This window comes from Bifidobacterium miconisargentati, from assembly GCF_019331675.1.
Lineage (GTDB): Bacteria > Actinomycetota > Actinomycetes > Actinomycetales > Bifidobacteriaceae > Bifidobacterium > Bifidobacterium miconisargentati.
The window spans coordinates 16,423-34,643 of sequence record NZ_JAHBBJ010000014.1 but is presented as its reverse complement, the minus strand read 5'-3'; the positions used below and the strand labels follow the sequence as shown (position 1 = coordinate 34,643).

Annotated in this window: 14 protein-coding genes; 2 read left to right on the top strand and 12 right to left on the bottom strand. The window is 65.9% G+C overall.

Going from position 1 to position 18,221, the window contains the following annotated elements; translation table 11 throughout:
- Positions 1-22: 22 nt before the first annotated feature.
- The 8 genes from KIH81_RS09135 to KIH81_RS09100 form a co-directional block, all read right to left on the bottom strand.
- Positions 23-1,225 carry a 3-deoxy-7-phosphoheptulonate synthase gene (locus KIH81_RS09135; protein ID WP_214305062.1) on the bottom strand — a complete coding sequence of 401 codons (1,203 nt, stop codon included), beginning with the start codon at positions 1,223-1,225 and terminating at the stop codon, positions 23-25.
- A gap of 92 nt (positions 1,226-1,317) precedes the next feature.
- Positions 1,318-2,454, bottom strand: a complete 1,137-nt coding sequence (locus tag KIH81_RS09130; protein ID WP_236029472.1) for a 3-deoxy-7-phosphoheptulonate synthase — start codon at positions 2,452-2,454, stop codon at positions 1,318-1,320.
- A 334-nt stretch (positions 2,455-2,788) separates the two neighbouring features.
- Complete coding sequence (locus KIH81_RS09125; protein WP_214305061.1) at positions 2,789-4,135, bottom strand: C1 family peptidase; 1,347 nt, start codon at positions 4,133-4,135, stop codon at positions 2,789-2,791.
- 171 nt (positions 4,136-4,306) lie between these two features.
- Positions 4,307-5,779, bottom strand: a complete 1,473-nt coding sequence (locus tag KIH81_RS09120; protein ID WP_338024755.1) for a DivIVA domain-containing protein — start codon at positions 5,777-5,779, stop codon at positions 4,307-4,309.
- A gap of 159 nt (positions 5,780-5,938) precedes the next feature.
- Entirely contained in the window at positions 5,939-6,616 is a 678-nt protein-coding gene (locus tag KIH81_RS09115; protein WP_214305060.1) for a pyroglutamyl-peptidase I, read from the bottom strand.
- A 106-nt stretch (positions 6,617-6,722) separates the two neighbouring features.
- Positions 6,723-7,619, bottom strand: coding sequence for an IspD/TarI family cytidylyltransferase (locus tag KIH81_RS09110; protein WP_109057931.1), 897 nt, complete (start codon positions 7,617-7,619; stop codon positions 6,723-6,725).
- A gap of 106 nt (positions 7,620-7,725) precedes the next feature.
- Positions 7,726-8,709 carry a purine nucleoside phosphorylase YfiH/LACC1 family protein gene (locus KIH81_RS09105; RefSeq protein WP_214305059.1) on the bottom strand — a complete coding sequence of 328 codons (984 nt, stop codon included), beginning with the start codon at positions 8,707-8,709 and terminating at the stop codon, positions 7,726-7,728.
- A gap of 141 nt (positions 8,710-8,850) precedes the next feature.
- The gene (locus KIH81_RS09100; protein WP_214305058.1) at positions 8,851-10,542 is read right to left on the bottom strand and encodes a peptidase U32 family protein; all 1,692 of its coding nucleotides are present in this window, start codon (positions 10,540-10,542) and stop codon (positions 8,851-8,853) included.
- A gap of 110 nt (positions 10,543-10,652) precedes the next feature.
- Between KIH81_RS09100 and trmD the strand changes: the two genes are divergently transcribed.
- Positions 10,653-11,618 (top strand): tRNA (guanosine(37)-N1)-methyltransferase TrmD, encoded by a 966-nt coding sequence (trmD, locus tag KIH81_RS09095; RefSeq protein ID WP_214305057.1) that lies wholly within the window; start codon positions 10,653-10,655, stop codon positions 11,616-11,618.
- A gap of 188 nt (positions 11,619-11,806) precedes the next feature.
- Here trmD and rsmD read toward each other — a convergent pair whose 3' ends face one another.
- From rsmD to KIH81_RS09075, 4 genes are all read right to left on the bottom strand, one after another.
- The gene (gene rsmD / locus KIH81_RS09090) at positions 11,807-12,394 is read right to left on the bottom strand and encodes a 16S rRNA (guanine(966)-N(2))-methyltransferase RsmD (protein ID WP_214305056.1); all 588 of its coding nucleotides are present in this window, start codon (positions 12,392-12,394) and stop codon (positions 11,807-11,809) included.
- A gap of 29 nt (positions 12,395-12,423) precedes the next feature.
- Positions 12,424-15,096 carry an ATP-dependent DNA helicase RecG gene (locus tag KIH81_RS09085; protein ID WP_214305055.1) on the bottom strand — a complete coding sequence of 891 codons (2,673 nt, stop codon included), beginning with the start codon at positions 15,094-15,096 and terminating at the stop codon, positions 12,424-12,426.
- 235 nt (positions 15,097-15,331) lie between these two features.
- Complete coding sequence (gene rpmB, locus KIH81_RS09080) at positions 15,332-15,526, bottom strand: 50S ribosomal protein L28 (RefSeq protein ID WP_109057925.1); 195 nt, start codon at positions 15,524-15,526, stop codon at positions 15,332-15,334.
- Between the two features lie 197 nt (positions 15,527-15,723).
- A complete protein-coding gene (locus KIH81_RS09075) occupies positions 15,724-17,199 on the bottom strand; it encodes an aminotransferase-like domain-containing protein (RefSeq protein ID WP_214305054.1) in 1,476 nt (491 codons plus the stop codon).
- Between the two features lie 239 nt (positions 17,200-17,438).
- On the opposite strand from KIH81_RS09075, the gene KIH81_RS09070 reads away from it, so the two are divergent.
- Positions 17,439-18,170 (top strand): LysE/ArgO family amino acid transporter, encoded by a 732-nt coding sequence (locus KIH81_RS09070; protein ID WP_109057923.1) that lies wholly within the window; start codon positions 17,439-17,441, stop codon positions 18,168-18,170.
- The last annotated feature ends 51 nt before the right edge of the window (positions 18,171-18,221 follow it).

Below are 18,221 nucleotides of genomic sequence, written 5' to 3'. Positions count from 1 at the left end.
TTATTGCCGGGGTTCTGGAGGTTCAGTTCCAGCGACGGGTGGCCACGGCCTCGGCGAGCTCGCGCAGCAGCGCCTCGGTGTCCGGCCAGGAGATGCACTTGTCCGTGATGGACTTGCCGTAGACGAGCTGGCTGAGCGGGGCGGCCGGCTGGTTGCCGCCCTCGATGAAGCTTTCCATCATCACGCCGGTGATGCCGCGCTCACCCGCGGCGATGCGCTGGGCGATCTCCCTCACCACCTCGGCCTGGCGGTGCTCGTCCTTGCCGGAGTTGCCGTGCGAGCAGTCGACGATGAGGCCGTGCGCGGCGGCGGAATCGGCCGGCATGCGCTTGCGGATCGTCTCCAGGGCGGCGGCGATGTCCTCCTTGCCGTAGTTCGGGCCGGAGCTGGAGCCACGCAGCACCACGTGACAGTCGGGGTTGCCGAGCGTCTTGACCACGGCGGCACGGCCCATGTGGTCGATGCCGAAGAACGTGTGCTGCTGCGCGGCGGCGAAGCAGGAGTCGGATGCGGCCTTGACCGAACCGTCGGTGGCGTTCTTGAAACCGATCGGCATGGACAGGCCGCTGGCGAGCTGGCGGTGGACCTGGCTTTCGGTGTTGCGCGCGCCGATGGCACCCCAGCTCACGGCGTCGGCGATGAACTGCGGGCTGGTGGGCTCCAGGAACTCGGTGGCGGCGGCCAGACCCGTGCCGAGCACGTCAAGCAGGGTCTTGCGCGCGAGCAACAGGCCCTTCTTGATGTTGCAGGAGCCGTCGATGTCCGGGTCGTTGATGAGGCCCTTCCAGCCGACCGTGGTACGCGGCTTCTCGAAGTACACGCGCATCACGATGAGCAGCTGCTCGCCGAGCTCGTCCTTGAGTTTGGACAGTCGGCGGGCGTAATCGAGTGCGGCCTTGGGGTCGTGGACCGAGCAGGGACCGACGATCACCAGCAGGCGGTCGTCCTGGCCGTACAGGCATGCGCGGATCTCGTCGCGGGAATAAGCCACGATTTCCTGGGCCTCGGGGGTCAGCGGCTGGTCGGCCAGGACCTGGGCCGGGGTGGGCAGCACCTCGAATTCGAGGACACGACGGTTCACGATGCGGCTGATGCCCACCTGATCCTCCCAGCGCGGCACATCGGTGACCACCAGCGGGTTCTTGCCCTCGTCCATGGCTTGGCGGATGGCCTTCAGATCCTCCGGACGGTTCAGCGGACGGATGCGATCGTCCTGTTGTTGCATAACGGGTACTCCTTGGAAAATTCTGCTTCCCAAGGATACCCAATGGTGGTGGCAACGGGGTGGTTGCCACCAATCGCATTGAAAAAGTTCCGTTACCTCGCGGCGGCGCGGCGGGCGGCGACGGCGTCGGCGAGCGTGTGCAGGAGCTCGTTGGTGCGATCCCACGGCACGCAGGCGTCGGTCACGGACTGACCGTAGACCAGCTGGTCGAGCGGGGCGGGCTTCTGGTGGCCGCCCTTGAGGAAGCTTTCCATCATCACGCCGGTGATGCCCTGTTCGCCGGCGGCCAGACGTTCGGCGATCTCCTCGATCACCTCGGCCTCGCGGTTCTCGTCCTTGCCGCAGTTGCCGTGCGCGGCGTCGATGACCAGGCCGTGTTCGCTGGGGCCGGACGCCTTGGAGGCGCGCAGGGCCTCAAGCGCCTCACGGACGGATTCGGCGTCGTAGTTCGGACCGGAGCTGGAGCCGCGCAGCACCAGATGACAATCCGGGTTGCCCTTGGTCTCGGCGGAGATCACACGGCCGTCCAGGTTGATGGACAGGAAATGGTGCTCGAAGCCCGCGGTGAAGCAGGAATCGGCGGCGGCCTTGATGGAGCCGTCGGTGGAGTTCTTGAAGCCCACCGGCATGGACAGGCCGGAGGCGAGCTCGCGATGGACCTGGCTTTCGGTGTTGCGCGCGCCGATGGCGCCCCAGCTGATGGCGTCGCAGATGTACTGCGGAGTGATGGGGTCGAGCCATTCGGTGGCGGCGGGCAGGCCGAGGCTCAGTACGTCGGTGAGCACCTTGCGGGCCAGCCACATGCCCTTGCGGATGTTGAAACGACCGTCCAGGTCGGGGTCGTTGATCAGGCCCTTCCAGCCGATGGTGGTGCGCGGCTTCTCGAAGTACACGCGCATGACGATGACGAGACGGTCCTCAAGCTCGCGCTTGACGGCGGCGAGCTTTTCGGCGTACTCGTGCGCGGCCTTGGGATCGTGGATCGAGCAGGGGCCCACGATGACGAGCAATCGGTCGTCGCGGCCGTTGAGGACGTCGCGGATCTCCTGGCGCGAGTGGAGCACCAGATCGCTCATCTCGTCCGTGAGCGGCTGCTCCTTGAGGAAGGCGCGCGGCGCGGGAATCGGGTCGAGCTGACGGATGTTGACATCGACCGTCTCCGGAAAGACGGCCTGCTCCCCCAAACGACGTTCGTCCTCGGAACTATCCGGACCACGAAGTGCTGCCATGCCGACTCTCCTCTCTTGTGTTGACGTATCGATAGGCATACAAAGGCGTAAGTGTACCTGTGGACGCGGGGATATGGAAACGGCCGCCCGTTTCGTGAAACGGACGGCCGTTGTGGGCGTTGATGAGGCTGGAGATGCTCCCCTCAGTCAGCTTCGCTGACAGCTCATCCGCAATTAGGAACGAACTTCGTTCGCGTCTCGCTAGCTCGACTGTCGTCTCGCACATTGCCTACAAACAGCTCTGCTGTTTGCTTCACGGCAATGTCCTCAGAGAGGGGAGCCGGAGAACCGAGCAGTTAAGGAGCATCGGCTCAAGAGCTCTCGCCTGATGGAATCAGGCGAGAGCTCCCATCGGATCCCATGCCGGGAGCATGGTGGCGGGCTCTTCGAGGGCCTTCTGGTACTCCTCGGGGAGCATGGCCTTCGGGACGGCGACCTCGTAGACGTACTCGGTGAACCAATCGTCGGACATGGTGAAGTAGCCCTTGTCGGCGATCTTGGTGCCCCAGGAGTTCTCCACGCGCCAGCGGCGGGTGGTGGTGCCGTCGTCGGCCACGTCCACGCCGGCGAAGGCCATGGCGTGGTTCATCGCGGAATCGGCGAAGCGCACACGGGCTTCCTTGTCGAGGTCGAAGTCGACGTCGTAGACGCGGCCGTACTCGAACAGGTCGGTGGCCCAGGCACCGTTCTCACGGTCCATGAACGGGTGGCAGTCGGCGCCGAACCACACCGGGATGCCCTGCTCGACCAGGATCTTACGCACGCAGTCCTTCATGAACTGGTTCGGCACGTTGAGGTACTCGGTGGGGTCGCCGCCGGCGACGTTACCCAGGTGCTCGATGCCGATCTTCTTGCCCTTGGCGTGCTCGGCGCGCGGGTCGTCCACGAGGCACACGTAGTTCTCGAGGCCGGCCGGGCCCACGTACTTGTTCCAGAACTCGACCGGCGTGATCTCGCCGTCGCGGTGGAACTCGCCGTCCTTGTCGGTCCACTCCCAGTCGAAGGAGACCGGCGGCTCGCCCAGGTGGATGGTCAGGATGCGATGGCCGGCGGCGGTGGCCTCGGCGATGATCTCCTCGGTCTTGGCGGCATCGTCCTTGGCGGCGTACAGGTGGGCCACGGCGGTGTGCAGCATGTGACGCAGCTGGGTGTTCATCTCGCCGGTGTTCTTGGAGGACTCGGTCTCCGGGAACAGGTCCTTCGGCACCGCGCCGTACTTCTTGTACACGTTCATGGCCATGGTCCACTGGCCGCCGTCGCCCATCACGTCGGCGAGCAGGTGCTGCATCAGGCGGGAGTCGGCGGGCTCACCAGCGGCCACCAGCGCGGCCACGTCCTTGAGGAAGTAGTTGACGCGCTCGAGCTTGTCGAAGTACATCGCATAGTTCTGAGAGAACTCGAACTCCTTGAGGTTCATGTTCTTCTTGGCGATGAAGCGGGCCACGTTCAGCGAGCTGAACAGCCAGCAGCGGCCGGAGCGATCCTGGTGGGTGGCCTCGCCGTTGTCCACGATGGTGGAGAAGCGGCGCTGCATCAGGCGGGCGCGGTCGTAGTTGCGGGCCACCTTGTCGATGCCGGCCGCGGTCACCGCGTTCATGGCCATACGATTGGTGCCGTCGGCATCGAACTCGCCGCGCAGGGCGTTCAGTGCGTCGCCGGTCAGCGGCGTCAATTCACTCATGTCTGCTCCTTTTTGGATTGGTGCGCTTGTGGCGCATACTCAATTCACCGTTCGCAAGCATATAAATGCGGCATCTAGCCGGAGCACAGATGCCGCAATTCTTGCCGTTAGTAGTCTAATCGATGGCTTGTCATTGTGGATGGGCCGCTACAGGGAAGCCATGGGCCGGAATCAGTTCTGGGTGTTCTGGGGGATGGCCTGGGTGGATTCCTCGCCGCCGTCCTGTGCGGCGGCATCACCTTGAGGCCCGTCCTCGCCCTTGTCCGGGGAGTCGGCGGACTGACCATCGTCCTCGGCCTCGCCGGGAACCGGGTTGACCACCGGCAGCGGCACGGTGGCGGCCGGCGCAGCGCCCTGCTTGCCGGCGGCCGCGGCGGGATCGGCGAACGCGAATCCGGCGAACGCCTGGGAGAACATGGCGCGCAATTCGGAGACGCGCTGGGTGATGGCGGACTCGCGCTGCTGCAGCTCGTTGATGTGCTTGGTCAGGCCGTCCAGCTCGCTCTGGGCCGCGGTGCGACGCTCCTCGATCTGGGCGTCCGCATCCTCACCGGCCTTGTGCACGATGGCGGCGGCCTGGTCATCCGCCTCCTGACGCTTGGCGGCGGCGTACACATCCGCGTCCTCGCGCGTGGCCTTGGCCTGGCTGATGAGCTCGTCCGCCTCCTTCTTGGCGGCGGCTCGGCTCTCCTCAAGGTGGGCCAGCAGCTCGTTGACCTTCTTGGTGGCCTCGTCCTGCTGGGCGGCGATGTCCTTGCGAATCTGCTCCACCTCGGCGTTGACCTTGCTCATGGTGGTGGTGCGGTTCACCTCGGCCTCGTCGGTGATCTCCTGGGCCTTGGCCTTGGCGGTGTCGGTGATCTCGCCGGCCTTGCGCTGGGCCTCGGTCATCATCTTGGAGACCTGCTCGCGCACGTCGGCCAGCTTCTTGTTGGCCTCGGCGAGCGCCGCCTCGATCTGGTCGTTGGAATCGGACTTGAGCTTGGCGATCTCCTCATTGGCGCTCTTGCGCAGTTCGGCCACCTTGCGCGTGGCCTCCGCCTTCATGTCGGCGATCTCACGCTCCTGGGTAGAGCGTTCGGAGGCGAGCTTCTTGTTGTGCTCCTCGCGGGCGTTGCTGAGCTCCAGCTCCACGGTCTGGCGCTGCTCGGCCACGTCCTTGGCGGTGCGGGCGCGCAGCTGGGCGGCGTCCTCGTTGGCCGAGGTGGTGACGGACTGGGCCTGGTTGTTGGCGTTCGTCAGGATGGAAGTGGCCTTGGCGTTGGCGTCGTCCACGATGTGCTTGGCGTCCAGCTTGGCGTTGTTGATGAGGGTTTCGGCCTGCGCCTGGGCGCTGGTGCGGGTGGCGGAGGCGTCCTGCTTGGCGCGTTCGAGCAGTTCGGCGCTGGTCTGTTCGGCGGAGGCGAGCATCTGCTGGGCGTTTGCGCCGAGGGAGGCGAACGTGTTGCCTTCCGGCTTCTTGTTCTTCTCCTCCTGCAGCTGGGCCTGGAGCTGCAGGATGCGGTCGTCGTCCGCCGCGATCTGCTCGCGCATGCTGGCCAGCGTCTGCTGGGCCCGGTTCATGCTTTCCTGGGCGGCATCGAAGGCCGCATCTACCTTGTCCTTGTCATATCCACGCAGCACCACCGGGAAACGATCCACCATGGCTGTATTTTCCTTTCGCCCAACGCATGCGCCCCTTGGCGCGTACTCCATGCACTGTAGCGCATAGTCACGGCGGCACGCGCCAAGCGTTCTGCAATCGTTACAATGCGTGCGAACCCTGTTCTATTCCGGGGCGCGCAACGGCGAAAAACTCACCTGTCACGCGATGAGGATGTCGGAGCTGGAGGGCTTGAGGTAGTAGCGCACGGCCTCGCGCACCACGTCGCGGCCGGCGGCGATCTGCTGGTCCAGCGGCAGGCCGTGCTGGCTGGAGTGGGCCGGCCCGATCAGCGGGAAGCTCACGAACCCGCCAAGCACGCGGTCCTGCGCGGACATCCAGTTGAGCAGGTTGTAGAACAGCGAATTGCACACGAAGGTGCCGGCGTCCGAACTCAGGGAGGCGGGAATCGAGTCGGCGGCGAAATCCTTGAGGATCGACCTGAGCGGCAGGCGCGTCCAGTAGGCGGCCGGACCGTCCGGGTCGATGGGCTCGCGGCGGGGAATGACGTTGTCCGCGTCCGGCTTGGCCGCGTCCATGAGGTTGGTGGCGCAGCGCTCCAGCATCACGCTGCGGGCCGCGTGCTTGAGGCCTGTGGCGATGACGATGTTGGGGTGCACGGCCTCGATGCTCTCCAGCAGGGTGGGCCATGCCTTGGCGAAGCTCACCGGCAGGCTGACGGCGTGGATGTTCACCGTGACCTGGTCGAACGGGTCGTCCGGGCCGCCGGCGGCGCCCAGCCCCTGCTCGGCAAGGGCCTTGGGCACTTCGACGGCGGGATTGACGTCCACGCCCTCGTACTGGTCGAAACCGGAGATCACCACATTGAGTTCACGCATACGCTCAAGTCTAGCGTCCGCCACGCTGGGGCGGAGGAAGCCCGGCCGGCGGGGACTCGCGCTCCGGCAGGCCCATCACGCATCGGGGCGCCCGGAATCGAAGGGATTACCGCAGCTGTCCGGCGGCCTGCGCGAGGAGCGCGTGCATGCGGGCGCGGGCCTCCTCCTTGGGGTCGCGGCCCAGGATCTCCTCGGCGATGCGTTCGGCCGTGGGGATGTCCGCCAGCGTGGTGACCTTGAGGTTCGTCTCCGAACCGGCCACGATGGCCACAGGTTCGTCCGGCAGGTAGTCGACCACCACGCGCGTATCGTCCGTGGGGTGGAAGTCCGGGTCGGCGGCGGCCAGCTCGTAGGCGTGACGGATGGTGGCGAAGCGGAACGACTGCGGGGTCTGCGCGCGATAGGAATCCGTGCGGTCCGGCACCGAACGAATCACCTTGAGATCGCCCAGATCCTGCGTGAGCAGGATGGTGTCGGTGGACGCGAAGGCCACGGTGGCAGCCTTGAACTGGTCGAGCGCGTCGATGGAGCCATCGATGGCGGACTGCTCCACGAACGGGCGGACGGCGTCGTGGATGAGGATCTTGGCGTCGCCCGGAATGCCGGCGGCCGCGAGCGTATCCAGCGCGGCGGCGGTGCTGTCCACACGCTCGGCGCCACCGTCGATCACGATGCGGACCTTGCCGTACCCCTGCTCGTCGATCAGCGATTCGACCGTGCCGCGCACCTTGGCGTTGACCACCACCACGATGTCGCTCACGCGCTCGCAACGTTCGAAGGCCTCGATGCTCCAGCACACGATGGGCTTGCCGCCCACGGAGACCAGCTGCTTGGGGTTGTCCGGATCGAATCGGGTGCCGAAGCCCGCGGCCAGCACCACGGCCACCACCGGCACGTGCTGCGCCGGACGTACGGCCGGAGCGGACTGCTCGGCTGCGGGTTCGGAACCGGCGGCGATGCCGGTCGTGGCGTCAACGGGAATATCGGATGCTCTCTCAGTCATAGGCACCACCGTAGGGTGAGGGCTGCCCGAGCGTGACCCGCGTCACATGTTCTCCACGGAATGTGCTCGCGGACCACGCCCCCATCGGACGTACCACAATCGGACGCTACTGACGCACGATGAGGGCCAGCAGGCGGCCTTCGTGGGGCTTGCTGGCGAGCGCGGCGCGGCGATGGGAGTACCACAGCGGGTTTTCGAGCGTGCACATGCTGCGGTTGATGGAGCCGATGCGTTCGGCGAGCGAGGCGGGGCCTTCGCCGTCGGTGCGGCACAGTTCGGCGAGCTCGGCGTCCTCCTCCAAGTATTCGGTGGCGGCGTGAACGCGCGGCATGGAGTCGACCACCTGATGCACGCCGGCGAATGCCAGGTCGATCATCGCGGCTTCGGCGATGTCGATGCCGGCGCCGCCGAAGCGGGTGGCGGTCTTGGTCAACGGGAAGCGTTTGATGAAGGTGTCGGCGATCTCGTCGCCCACCTCGTAGCAGTCGCCGCAGATGCGCGGGCCGAGCGTGGCGATGATGTTCTCGGGGGCCGCTCCCTTGAGCTTCATGAGTTCCACGGTGGCGCCGATGATGCCCTTCTCCAGGCCGCGACGACCGCAGTGCGCGGCGCCGATGATGCCGGTGACGGGGTCGGCCATGAGCACCGGCAGGCAGTCGGCGGCGAACATGCCCAGGGCGATGCCGGCTTGGGAGGTGACCTGGCCGTCCGCTTCCAGCATGGTCACGGCGTTCGGGTCGACGCCCTTGGTGCCGGAGGCGTCGAAGCCGAACGGGGCGTTGGACTCGTACACGTCATCCACATCCACGGCCACGCCGGAGTGGACCTGCGAGACCAGGGAGAGCGGGGCTCCGACCGCCTCGGCGAGGGCCAGACGGTTGGAGAGCACGGCTTCCGGGTCGTCGCCGGATTTGCCGCCGAGGTTGAGGTTGCCCCAGTCGCCCGTGCTCAGGCCGCCGAGACGAGTGGTGTAGACCACGGTGATGCCGGGGGCCAGGGCGATCGGGATGGTCACCGGGATCGGGCGGCCCGCCTTGTCGGTGGAGCTGATGGCGTTGGAGTCGATGATTTCGTCGCTGTATTCGGGCATGGTATGCGGCTTTCTGGGGAGGATTCCTTATGGGTGAGACGGGCTCCCCTCAGCCCGCGGGTGCGGGCAGCTCCCCCTCGGCGAGGGGAGCCAGAAAGAGCTATCGATTCAGTGTTCTTTCCGGAAGAGAGCCAGGAAGGACTATTCGGCTTTGAGGGTGGGGCGCTTGGTGCGCGAGCGGATGGCGGCGTTGATCGGCACCTGATGCGGGCAGGGCATCGAGAACACGTGCGCCGGGTTGTTGATGGCGGGGACCGGCACGCCGTCCGCGTCCTTGAGGCCGCTCGCGGGCACGGTGTAGGCCAACGGCTGCGAACCGGGCAGGAGGAACTCGACCTGCTGGCCGGGCTCGATCTTGTTGCGGCTCATCAGCGTGACGCGGCCACCTTCGTCGGAGCTCCAGCTCAGGACTTCGCCCACCACCATCCAGGAGCGGAAGTAGGCGGAGCGGTCGGTGTTCTGCGTCACCTTGTGCTCCGGGTAGTAGAAGCCGGTGGAGTAGTCGCGGTGGGCCACCTTGTCCGGCTCGTCGATCAGCCATGCGGGCAGCGTGACGTGCGGGGCGGGGCGGACGGCCGCGTGCTTCCAGTCGGTCGTGATCTCCTCAGCCGCGGTGTTGGACTTGCGGCGCGTGGAGCGGGCGTGGTAGCTCAGGTTGTCGGGCTCGTTCAGCGGGCCGGACTTCGCGGGCGCGGAAGTTGCGGAGGCGGCGGAGACGTCGGCGGCAGCGTCCTGCGACTTGTCCGGCTCGGACGCAACCGTAACCGGTTGATGCTCGGCGACACCGTCGTTTGCGGCGTTCGCCTCCGCCGCACCAAGCTGCTCGTAACCCTCATCGTCCACACCGGAGAAGGCGGCGTCGGCGTTGCGCATCACCTGGTCCTCGCCGGCCGCGGCGCTCGCCTCGCCGAAGTCGGGGTCGGACGGACGGATCACGCGGTCGCGGAAGGGCTTCAGGACGGTGCCGTCGGCGGTTTCGAAGCCGCGCTGGATCATGTATTCGTTGACCGCGGTCTTGTAGGCGTTGGTCATGGCGGCGATGTAGTACGCGCTCTTGGCGCGGCCCTCGATCTTGAGGCTCGTGGCGCCGGAGTCGATGAGGTCGTCCAAGTGCTCCAGCATGTTCATGTCCTGCGAGTTGAACAGGTAGGCGCCGTCCTTGGTCTGCTCAATCGGGAAGTACTGGCCGGGGCGCTTCTCCTCCACGATCGAGTACTTCCAGCGGCAGGGCTGGGCGCATTCGCCGTGGTTGCCGTCACGGCCGGTCAGGTAGTTGGAGAACAGGCAACGGCCGGAGAAGGCCATGCACATGGCACCGTGGACGAAGCATTCGATGTCGAGGTCGTCCGGGATGTTGGCGCGGATGTCGCGCACGGCCTGCAGGTCCATCTCGCGGGCCAGCACCACACGGCGGGCGCCGAGCTCGTAGAAGGCGTTGGCGGCCTGGTAGTTGGTCACGCCGGCCTGGGTGGAGACGTGCAGCTCCAGGTTCGGGGCCACCTGACGGGCCATGAGCATCACGCCGATGTCCGAGACGATCAGCGCGTCCACGCCGGTGTCCTTGAGCTGGCCCACGTACTCGCGCAGGGCCTCGACCTCGTTGTTGCGCGGCAGCACGTTGCAGGTCACGTACACGCGGGCGCCGTGCTCGTGGGCGTAGCGGGAGCCCTCCTCGAAGTCCTCGAGGCTCAGGTTCTTGGGCGCTGAGCGCATGCCGAAGGCCTTGCCGCCGCAGTAGACCGCGTCGGCGCCGTAGTCCACGGCGGTTTTGAGGCCCCTCAGGTTGCCGGCGGGCGCCAGGACTTCGGGCTTCTTTCGTGTGGGGAGGTTCATCGTCGTATTCATCACCGCAATAGTGTAGTGGTGGCCGTGTAATGCGCCGGACTGCGGAGCGGGCGCCGTCGGGCCGCGGCGCGGGCGGGGCGGACGGTAGGCTGGAGCGCATGAAGATCGATATCGTGAGCGTGTTCCCCGAATACTTCGACGTGCTTGGCCTGAGTCTCATGGGCAAGGCGCAGGCCAAGGGTCTGCTGCAGATCACCGCGCACAACCTGCGCGACTGGACCCATGACGTGCATCATTCGGTGGACGATACCCCGGTGGGCGGCGGAGCCGGCATGGTGATGAAGCCCGAGGTGTGGGCGGAGTGTCTGGACGATCTGCTGGGATTGCGGCCCGCGACCGTCGGCGAAACGGAGCGTACGTTGGACGCCGACGATTCCGCGACGATCGCCGATCCTACTGACGCTACCGTGTCCAACGAAGCCACCGAATCCAGCGACGCCATCGCGTCCGATGAGTCGGACGGCACGTCTGCCGATATCACCGCGGAAAATGCCGCCGAAACCCACGACGCCCCGGTGCTCATCTTCCCGAACCCGTCCGCCCCGCTGTTCACCCAGCGCGACGCCACCGAACTCAGCCATGCCGGCCACCTGCTGTTCGGCTGCGGCCGGTACGAGGGCTACGATTCGCGCATTCCCGACTACTACCGCGCGCAGGGCATCGATGTACGCGAATACTCCATCGGCGACTACGTACTCAACGGCGGCGAGGTGGCCGTGTCCGTGATGCTGGAGGCCATCACCCGCCTGATGCCGGGGTTCATGGGCAATCCTGATTCGATCGTGGAGGAGTCGTACACCGGCAAAGGTGCGCTGCTGGAGCACCGTCAGTACACCAAGCCGGCCACGTGGCGCGGGCTTGCGGTGCCGGACGTGCTGCTCTCCGGCGACCACGGCAAGGTGGACCGCTTCCGCCGCGACGAGGCGTTGGCCCGCACCAACGAGATTCGCCCGGACCTCATCGCCAAGCTGGACTGCAAGGCGTTGGACAAGGCAGACCGCAAGACGCTGATGGCGCTGGGCTGGGAGGTCTCCGCCGCCCATCCACGCAAGCTGGGCGAATAAACGGCTCGCCCTACCGCACGGGCACAAGAACGTTCAGGGCGCCCATGATGTAGGGATTTGCCCATGATGTAGGGAATCCCCCATGGTGTAGGGACGGAAAACGGCCATTTTCCGCCAATCCTCGATTTCACATCCCTACATCATGTGAAATTCCCTACATCATGTACGGCTGCATCACGCGGGAGCCGTCACTCGGCTTGGTCGTCGGCAATCGGCTCGATGTAGAACACGGCGGTCTCGCCGTAGTTGCGGCTTTCGGTGATCTCCCACCCTTCCGGGGCAGCGGGGGTGTCGGAGCGCACCGAACGCTCCAGCATGATCACCGTGCGGTCATTGGTGGCGGTTCCGGCGGCCAGATCGGCCAGCAGCTGGTTGCAGGCGGCGGTCTCGAAGGCGTAGGGCGGGTCGATGAAGATCACGTCGAACGGTTCGCCGAAGCCGCCAGCCACCGCCTCGGCCTTCTTGACGAGCACGCGGGCCTTGAGCTCCGGGGTCCACGAGCGGTTGCGCTGCAGCTGGGCCAGCGTCTTGGTGATGAGCGCGGCCGCCGGGCGAGAGCTTTCCACCGCCACGAGCTCCCGTGCGCCACGGCTCAACGCCTCGATGCCGAGCGCACCCGTGCCGGCGAACAGGTCCAGCACGCGGGCGTCGTCCAGCACGCCCCATGAGTCGAGATGGGAGAAGATGGCCTCCTTGGTACGGTCCGTGGTGGGACGGGTGCCTGTTTTCGGGGTGGCGAGCGCCACGCCCTTGAATCGTCCGGAAATTACGCGCATGGGCACTAGCTTAACCGCACGTCACGGCTTCAGCTGGAGGTCAGGAACGTCTCGTTGCCGCGGGTGAAGTCGAGCACGGCTCCGGCCAACTGCACTGCGCCGGACAGGTCGGGGTCCGCGGCCAGCAGTTGTTCGGCGCGGGCGCGGGCGTCGGCGATCAGGTCGGCGTCCTTGACCACGCGCAGCAGCTTCAGGCTCGATTTGCCGCCGGATTGGGCGTCGCCCAGCACGTCGCCGGCGCCGCGGAACTCCAGGTCGGCCTGGGCGATTTCGGCGCCGTCCAGCGAGTGATGGATCACTTCCAACCGCTGTTCGGCCACCGAGCCGGGTTCGGCACGCGAGATGAGGAACGCCCACGAATTGGTGCCGCCACGCCCCACGCGGCCACGCAGCTGGTGCAGCTGGGACAGGCCGTACCGGTCGGCGTCGAAGATCACGATGCAGCTGGCCTGCTTGACGTCCACGCCCACCTCGATGACCGTGGTGGAGACCAGCACCGGAGTCGCACCGGAGTCGAAGCCGGCCATGACCTCGGTCTTCACGTCGTCCTTGTCCCGGCCGGTGAGCGTGGCGAACGGGATGCCTTGGAATTGCGGGAGTTTCTGGAGTCGCACGGCGATCTCCTCCACCGAATGCAGCGGCGGGCGGGCCACGGTCTCGCCGTTGTCGTCGTAGGTTTCGTACGGGTCGTCGATGCCGATGTCATTGCCGGCGCGGGATGCGCGCGAGGACCGGGAGCCGGCGGACGACGAACCCGCACCGGACGTACCGGATGCGCCAGTCTCCTCGTCCATGCCGATGCGCGGGCAGACGATGTACGCCCGCTCCCCCGCGTCGATGCGCGCGCGGATGTGCGCGAACATGCGGCCCATCGTGTTCGCGTCCGCCTCGTTGACCACCACGGTGCGGATGGGCTTGCGGCCGCCGGGCAGCTCGGTGAGCCAGGAGATGTCGAGGTCGCCGAACCAGGTCATGGCGGCGGTGCGCGGAATGGGTGTGGCGGTCATCACCAGCAGGTGCGGCGTGGTGCCGTCGTCCGCCTTGGCGTTGAGGCTTTCGCGCTGCTCCACGCCGAAGCGATGCTGCTCGTCGATCACCACCAGCGCCAGACGCGGCGCCTGGAAGGTCTTGGAGAACGCCGCATGCGTGGCCACGATGATGCCGGGCGCGCCGCTGGCCGCCACCCCAAGCGCCTTGCGACGGGCGGCGAGTTTCATGCCACCGGTCAGCAACGTGACGGGGATGTCCCCGCCGGATTCGCCGAGTCCCGCCACCATGCGGGAGATCGTCTCGTAATGCTGTTCGGCGAGCACCTGCGTGGGGGCCACGAGCACGGACTGGTAGCCGGCGCCCACGGCCTGCAGCATGGCGGCGAGCGCCACCACGGTTTTGCCGGAGCCCACCTCGCCCTGCAGGAGTCGTTGCATGGGCCAGTCGCGGGAGAGGTCGGCGGCGATGTCGTCGATGACCTGCCGTTGGCCGCTGGTCAAAGTGAAAGGCAGTGATGCGATGAACCGGTCGCGCAGGTTGCCGGGGTGGCTTCCGGTCTGGCTGCCGGTATGGTCGCCGCTGAAGCTGGCATCGGTGACGATGGCTGCGGCACCGATGCTGTTGTCCTCACCGGCCGCAGCACCGGTCAGCGGACAGGCATGCGCGGACGACTTGTGCGCGTGCTGCCGGGCCTTGACCAGCGAGGTCTGGGAGACGAATGCCTCCTCATAGCGCAGCGTTTCGATGGCCTGGTTGAACCGGATGCGGGAATCGGGGTCGTGGATGGCCAGGAACGCCTCTGCACGATGCATCAGGCCTTTGGCGGCGCGGATGGATTCGGGCAGGATGTCCGGGATGGCGCGTTCGAGTGCGTCGGTCCCGGATTCGGCGGTGGATTCGCCGGATTGGACGGCGATGTCGTTGGTGGATGACGCCACGAGTGCGGACGCGGACGTTCCGGTCGTGCCGGGCACTCCGGATGTCCCAGCCATTCCGGTCTCCGCCATGCTCGGCGCGATGGCACCCGCATTCCTCGTCGGCAGCGTGCCGTCGCCGGCAGCGACGGGCAGTCCTTCGGGCGTGGACGACGTGCGCGCGCCCATCATCCACAGCAGCCCCAGGATCGTATCGTGAATATGCGCCGAGGAGATGCGTGAACTGGCATGGTACACCGGGCGCGGGCGGGTGACGCGCAGTATCGCATCCTCCAGGGAATCGGCGTCGTACTTGAGCTTGGCGCCGACTGCCGCAGCGGATGCGGGCGCGGGCGGGGCCACGGTCAGGAAATCGGGGTGCGTGAACTGCAGCTGGCCCATGTATTCGCTGGGCGTGCCGGAGACCACCAGCATCGGGCTTGATTTGAGCCGCATGCTCACCCAATCGATGTAGTTCTTGCGTCCACCGAAGAACGTGAGTTGCGCCGTGCCTCCGGGCATATTGCGGGTTCGGGCGAAATCGGCGTCGTCGACCGTGGCGATGACGCGCAGCATACGGCCGGGCACCACGCGCACATCGCGCACGGTGGCCACGAATGCCATCTGCTGGCCGATCTGCGCCTCGCGGATGGTGCGCAGGCTTACGGGATCGGTGACGCGGAACGGATAGTAGGTCAGAGCGTCGCCCACCGTGGTGACGCCCAATGATTTGAGCGCGGACACACGTCGCTTGTTGGTCATCAACGACCCCAGTGCGGTGCTCAACGTAATGCTCATAGCTGCCTATTCTATTGAAGTTTGATGTCCACGCCTCTTCCGGGGCCTCACCCACCACACCGTGTGGTCAAATCCGCACTGTGTGTTTTCACGAAATCGCACATTGGCGGAATACCGCCGTTTGCGCCACCACACCGTGCGTGGATCACCACACCGCGGAAAACCTGCGGAAACAACAAAACCCGCCGAGCCGAAGCTCAAGCGGGTTTTGAGACGTAGTACGTTAGTACGCGATTCACGCGGCCACGCGCTGAACCTTGCCGGCCTTGAGGCAATTGACGCACACGCGCAGGCGAGTGTTCTCGCCGTCGATCGTGGTGCGCACAGACTGCAGGTTCGGGCGGAAGCTACGCTTGGTACGACGGTGCGAATGGGAAACGGTGTAACCGGTCTGCGGACCCTTACCGCACACTGCGCAACGAGCTGCCATGATGGACTCCCTTAAACCTTGTTGTGTCAAGTCTTTTCCGTGTCCAACCGGCGGTGTTACCCGACATGCCGAACACACAACTTCACAAATATACAGCTCAATACTGACAACCGCAACTCTTGCGTGTATCATGCCGCGCGCGGCGCGTCCGACGCACCGCCGGAAGGCAACGCCTCGGACGAAATGCCGAACCCCGATCACACCAGTTCGGCGAGCACGGCAGCGGCCCGCGCGAACTCCTCGGGCGTGACGTAGGCGTAGCTCAGACGCAGCGCATTGTCGCTTTCGAAGTCATAGATGTCCCCGGGATTGAGCAGCACGCCGCGCTCGCTGGCCCGTTGGAACAGCCGGCCCATCTTTACCGGCTCATCGAAGGTGAGCCAGATGTAGAAGCCGCCGTGGGGCACGTTCCAATGCGCCCTGCCGGAGAACAATCCGTCCAGGGTCCCCAACGCCGCATCACGGCGCCGGCGCAGCTCGGCACGCAGCGTGTCCAGATATTCGGAGTACAGACCGGAAGTCAGGAATCTCGCGAACACCCATTGGCTGAGCGTGCTCGCGCCGTAGTCCATCTGCATCTTGACGTCCGCCAGCCGGTGCACGATGCGTTCGTCGGCCACGATCCAGCCGATGCGCAGGCCCGGCGCCAACGATTTCGAGGCACTGCCAAGAGTGATGACCATGCCGGTGCTGTCGTAGGTCTTCAGGGACTGCGGGGTCTCGCCCTCGAACACCAGATCCTGGTACGCGCAGTCCTCGATGATGGGCAGGCGACGCTCCACGCACGCATCGATCAGCGCGCGGCGGCGGTCCGCGGGCATCGTGACGCCGGTCGGGTTGTGGTTCGTCGGAATGGTGTACAGCACGGCACCGCCTCGTGCAGGGGCACCCGGTACGACGTCCGGGGCCGGCAATACGCCGCGCAGCGCGTCCACATTCAGTCCGCGGGCATCCATCGGCACGCCGGCGAGCTTCATGCCGGCCGACTGGAACACCTGCAGCGACTTGATGTAGCTGGGCGCTTCGGCATAGACGGTCGAACCGGCGGACAGCAGGCTCATCGAGATCATCTGCAACCCCTGAAGAGCACCGGAGGAGATAAGCACCTGTTCAGGCCGGCAGTCGATGCCCCACTGCTTCATGTGAACGGCGATGGCTTCGCGCAGCACGTCCAGGCCTTCGGGCGGCGGGTAGCCGAGCGAGTCGATTTCGTCGGCCGCCTCGCGGGCCACGCGCCGCCACATATCGCGCGGGAACAGCCTCGGGTCGAGCTCGCCGGTGCCGAGCCTCACTTTGGCGGGGTCGAATTCCAACCTATTGATGGCCTGGATGGTGTCGTTGTTCGCCTTGAAGAATCCGGAGGAGACGTAGTCCGCCCAGTCCGGCGCGCCGGACAGCATCAGCGACCAGGTGTTGCTGGCGATGCGCGTGCCGGCGCCGTGACGCCCTTCCACGATGCCGTAATCGGTCAGTTCCTCGATGGCGGCGATGATGGTGGACCGGTTCACGCCGAATCTTTCTGCCATGGCGCGTTGGCTGGGCAGTCGGGAGCCGATGGGCCACTCGCCGGAGGCGATGCGACCGCACAGGTAGTCGACGATCTGCTCGGTGACCGGCTTGCCGCTCTCGCGGTCCGGCCGCCAGTCGATATCCAGCGGTGCGCTACGGGCCATGGTCGGCTCCTCTCCCTCTATGAACACCCGACCATTACCGAAGATTTGGTTGGGTACAACAAGCATCACTTGGCTGGTTGCCAAGTGTAATCTACTGCATACCATAGAGCAACAGTATTGAAACATAAGGGATTTCCGGCATAGGTAATCCAAGAACGAATAACCAGCCGGACAAGGTTTGGCTGGTTTTGGTTGGGTGAATATGACCCAACCAAACAGAGGGTAGAGGGAACGGAATCATGGGTCTGTACATTCAGGGACTGACGATGGGACTGGCGTACATCGCGCCGATCGGCATGCAGAACCTGTTCGTCATCAATTCGGCGTTGACACGCACGCGCCGCAACGCCCTGATCACCGCGCTCATCGTCATCTGCTTCGACATGGCCCTTTCGCTCTCCTGCTTCTTCGGCATCGGCGCGCTCATGCAGGCGCACCCCTGGCTGGAGACCATCGTGCTGGGCCTGGGCGGACTTGTGGTGGTACGTATCGGCATGGGCCTGGTGTTGCCGAAGCGCCACGGTTCCGGCAAGGAAGCGGACGGCAATGGACGTGCCGAAGCCGTCAGCGGCACCACCGCGTCCACCCAGCCGGCAATCGCGGCCCGCGCGGACGCCTCCGCCGCGGTCGCGCCCACCGCCGCACCCGCTCAGCATCTCGGCATGCACGGCCTGCTGAGCACCATCGGCACCGCCTGCGCCGTCACCTGGTTCAACCCGCAGGCCATCATCGACGGCACGCTGATGCTCGGCGCGTTCGCCGCCACCCTCAGCGCGGGCCAGACCACCCCGTTCATCACCGGCGTCGAGACGGCCTCCGTGCTGTGGTTCCTCGGCGTCACGCTTATCGTCAACGCCTTCGCGCACAAGTTCAGCCCGAAGATCATCGACGTGCTCAACCGCGTGTGCGGCGGCGTCATCACCCTGTACGGCGTCAAGCTGCTGGTGGACTTCGCACTCGTCATGCTGTGAGCGCGTCACACCGCAAGCGCGGCGCAAACATGCATGCCGCAAACACGACGA

Excerpts from the sequence above, each read along its gene's own strand:
- KIH81_RS09135 (WP_214305062.1), bottom strand. The coding sequence starts at position 1,225 with ATGCAACAACAGGACGATCGCATCCGTCCGCTGAACCGTCCGGAGGAT.
- KIH81_RS09110 (WP_109057931.1), bottom strand. The coding sequence starts at position 7,619 with ATGACTGAGAGAGCATCCGATATTCCCGTTGACGCCACGACCGGCATC.
- KIH81_RS09120 (WP_338024755.1), bottom strand. The coding sequence starts at position 5,779 with ATGGTGGATCGTTTCCCGGTGGTGCTGCGTGGATATGACAAGGACAAG.
- rsmD (WP_214305056.1), bottom strand. The coding sequence starts at position 12,394 with ATGCGCGTAATTTCCGGACGATTCAAGGGCGTGGCGCTCGCCACCCCG.
- KIH81_RS09130 (WP_236029472.1), bottom strand. The coding sequence starts at position 2,454 with ATGGCAGCACTTCGTGGTCCGGATAGTTCCGAGGACGAACGTCGTTTG.
- KIH81_RS09105 (WP_214305059.1), bottom strand. The coding sequence starts at position 8,709 with ATGCCCGAATACAGCGACGAAATCATCGACTCCAACGCCATCAGCTCC.
- KIH81_RS09125 (WP_214305061.1), bottom strand. The coding sequence starts at position 4,135 with ATGAGTGAATTGACGCCGCTGACCGGCGACGCACTGAACGCCCTGCGC.
- rpmB (WP_109057925.1), bottom strand. The coding sequence starts at position 15,526 with ATGGCAGCTCGTTGCGCAGTGTGCGGTAAGGGTCCGCAGACCGGTTAC.
- KIH81_RS09085 (WP_214305055.1), bottom strand. The coding sequence starts at position 15,096 with ATGAGCATTACGTTGAGCACCGCACTGGGGTCGTTGATGACCAACAAG.
- trmD (WP_214305057.1), top strand. The coding sequence starts at position 10,653 with ATGAAGATCGATATCGTGAGCGTGTTCCCCGAATACTTCGACGTGCTT.
- KIH81_RS09075 (WP_214305054.1), bottom strand. The coding sequence starts at position 17,199 with ATGGCCCGTAGCGCACCGCTGGATATCGACTGGCGGCCGGACCGCGAG.
- KIH81_RS09100 (WP_214305058.1), bottom strand. The coding sequence starts at position 10,542 with ATGAACCTCCCCACACGAAAGAAGCCCGAAGTCCTGGCGCCCGCCGGC.
- KIH81_RS09070 (WP_109057923.1), top strand. The coding sequence starts at position 17,439 with ATGGGTCTGTACATTCAGGGACTGACGATGGGACTGGCGTACATCGCG.
- KIH81_RS09115 (WP_214305060.1), bottom strand. The coding sequence starts at position 6,616 with ATGCGTGAACTCAATGTGGTGATCTCCGGTTTCGACCAGTACGAGGGC.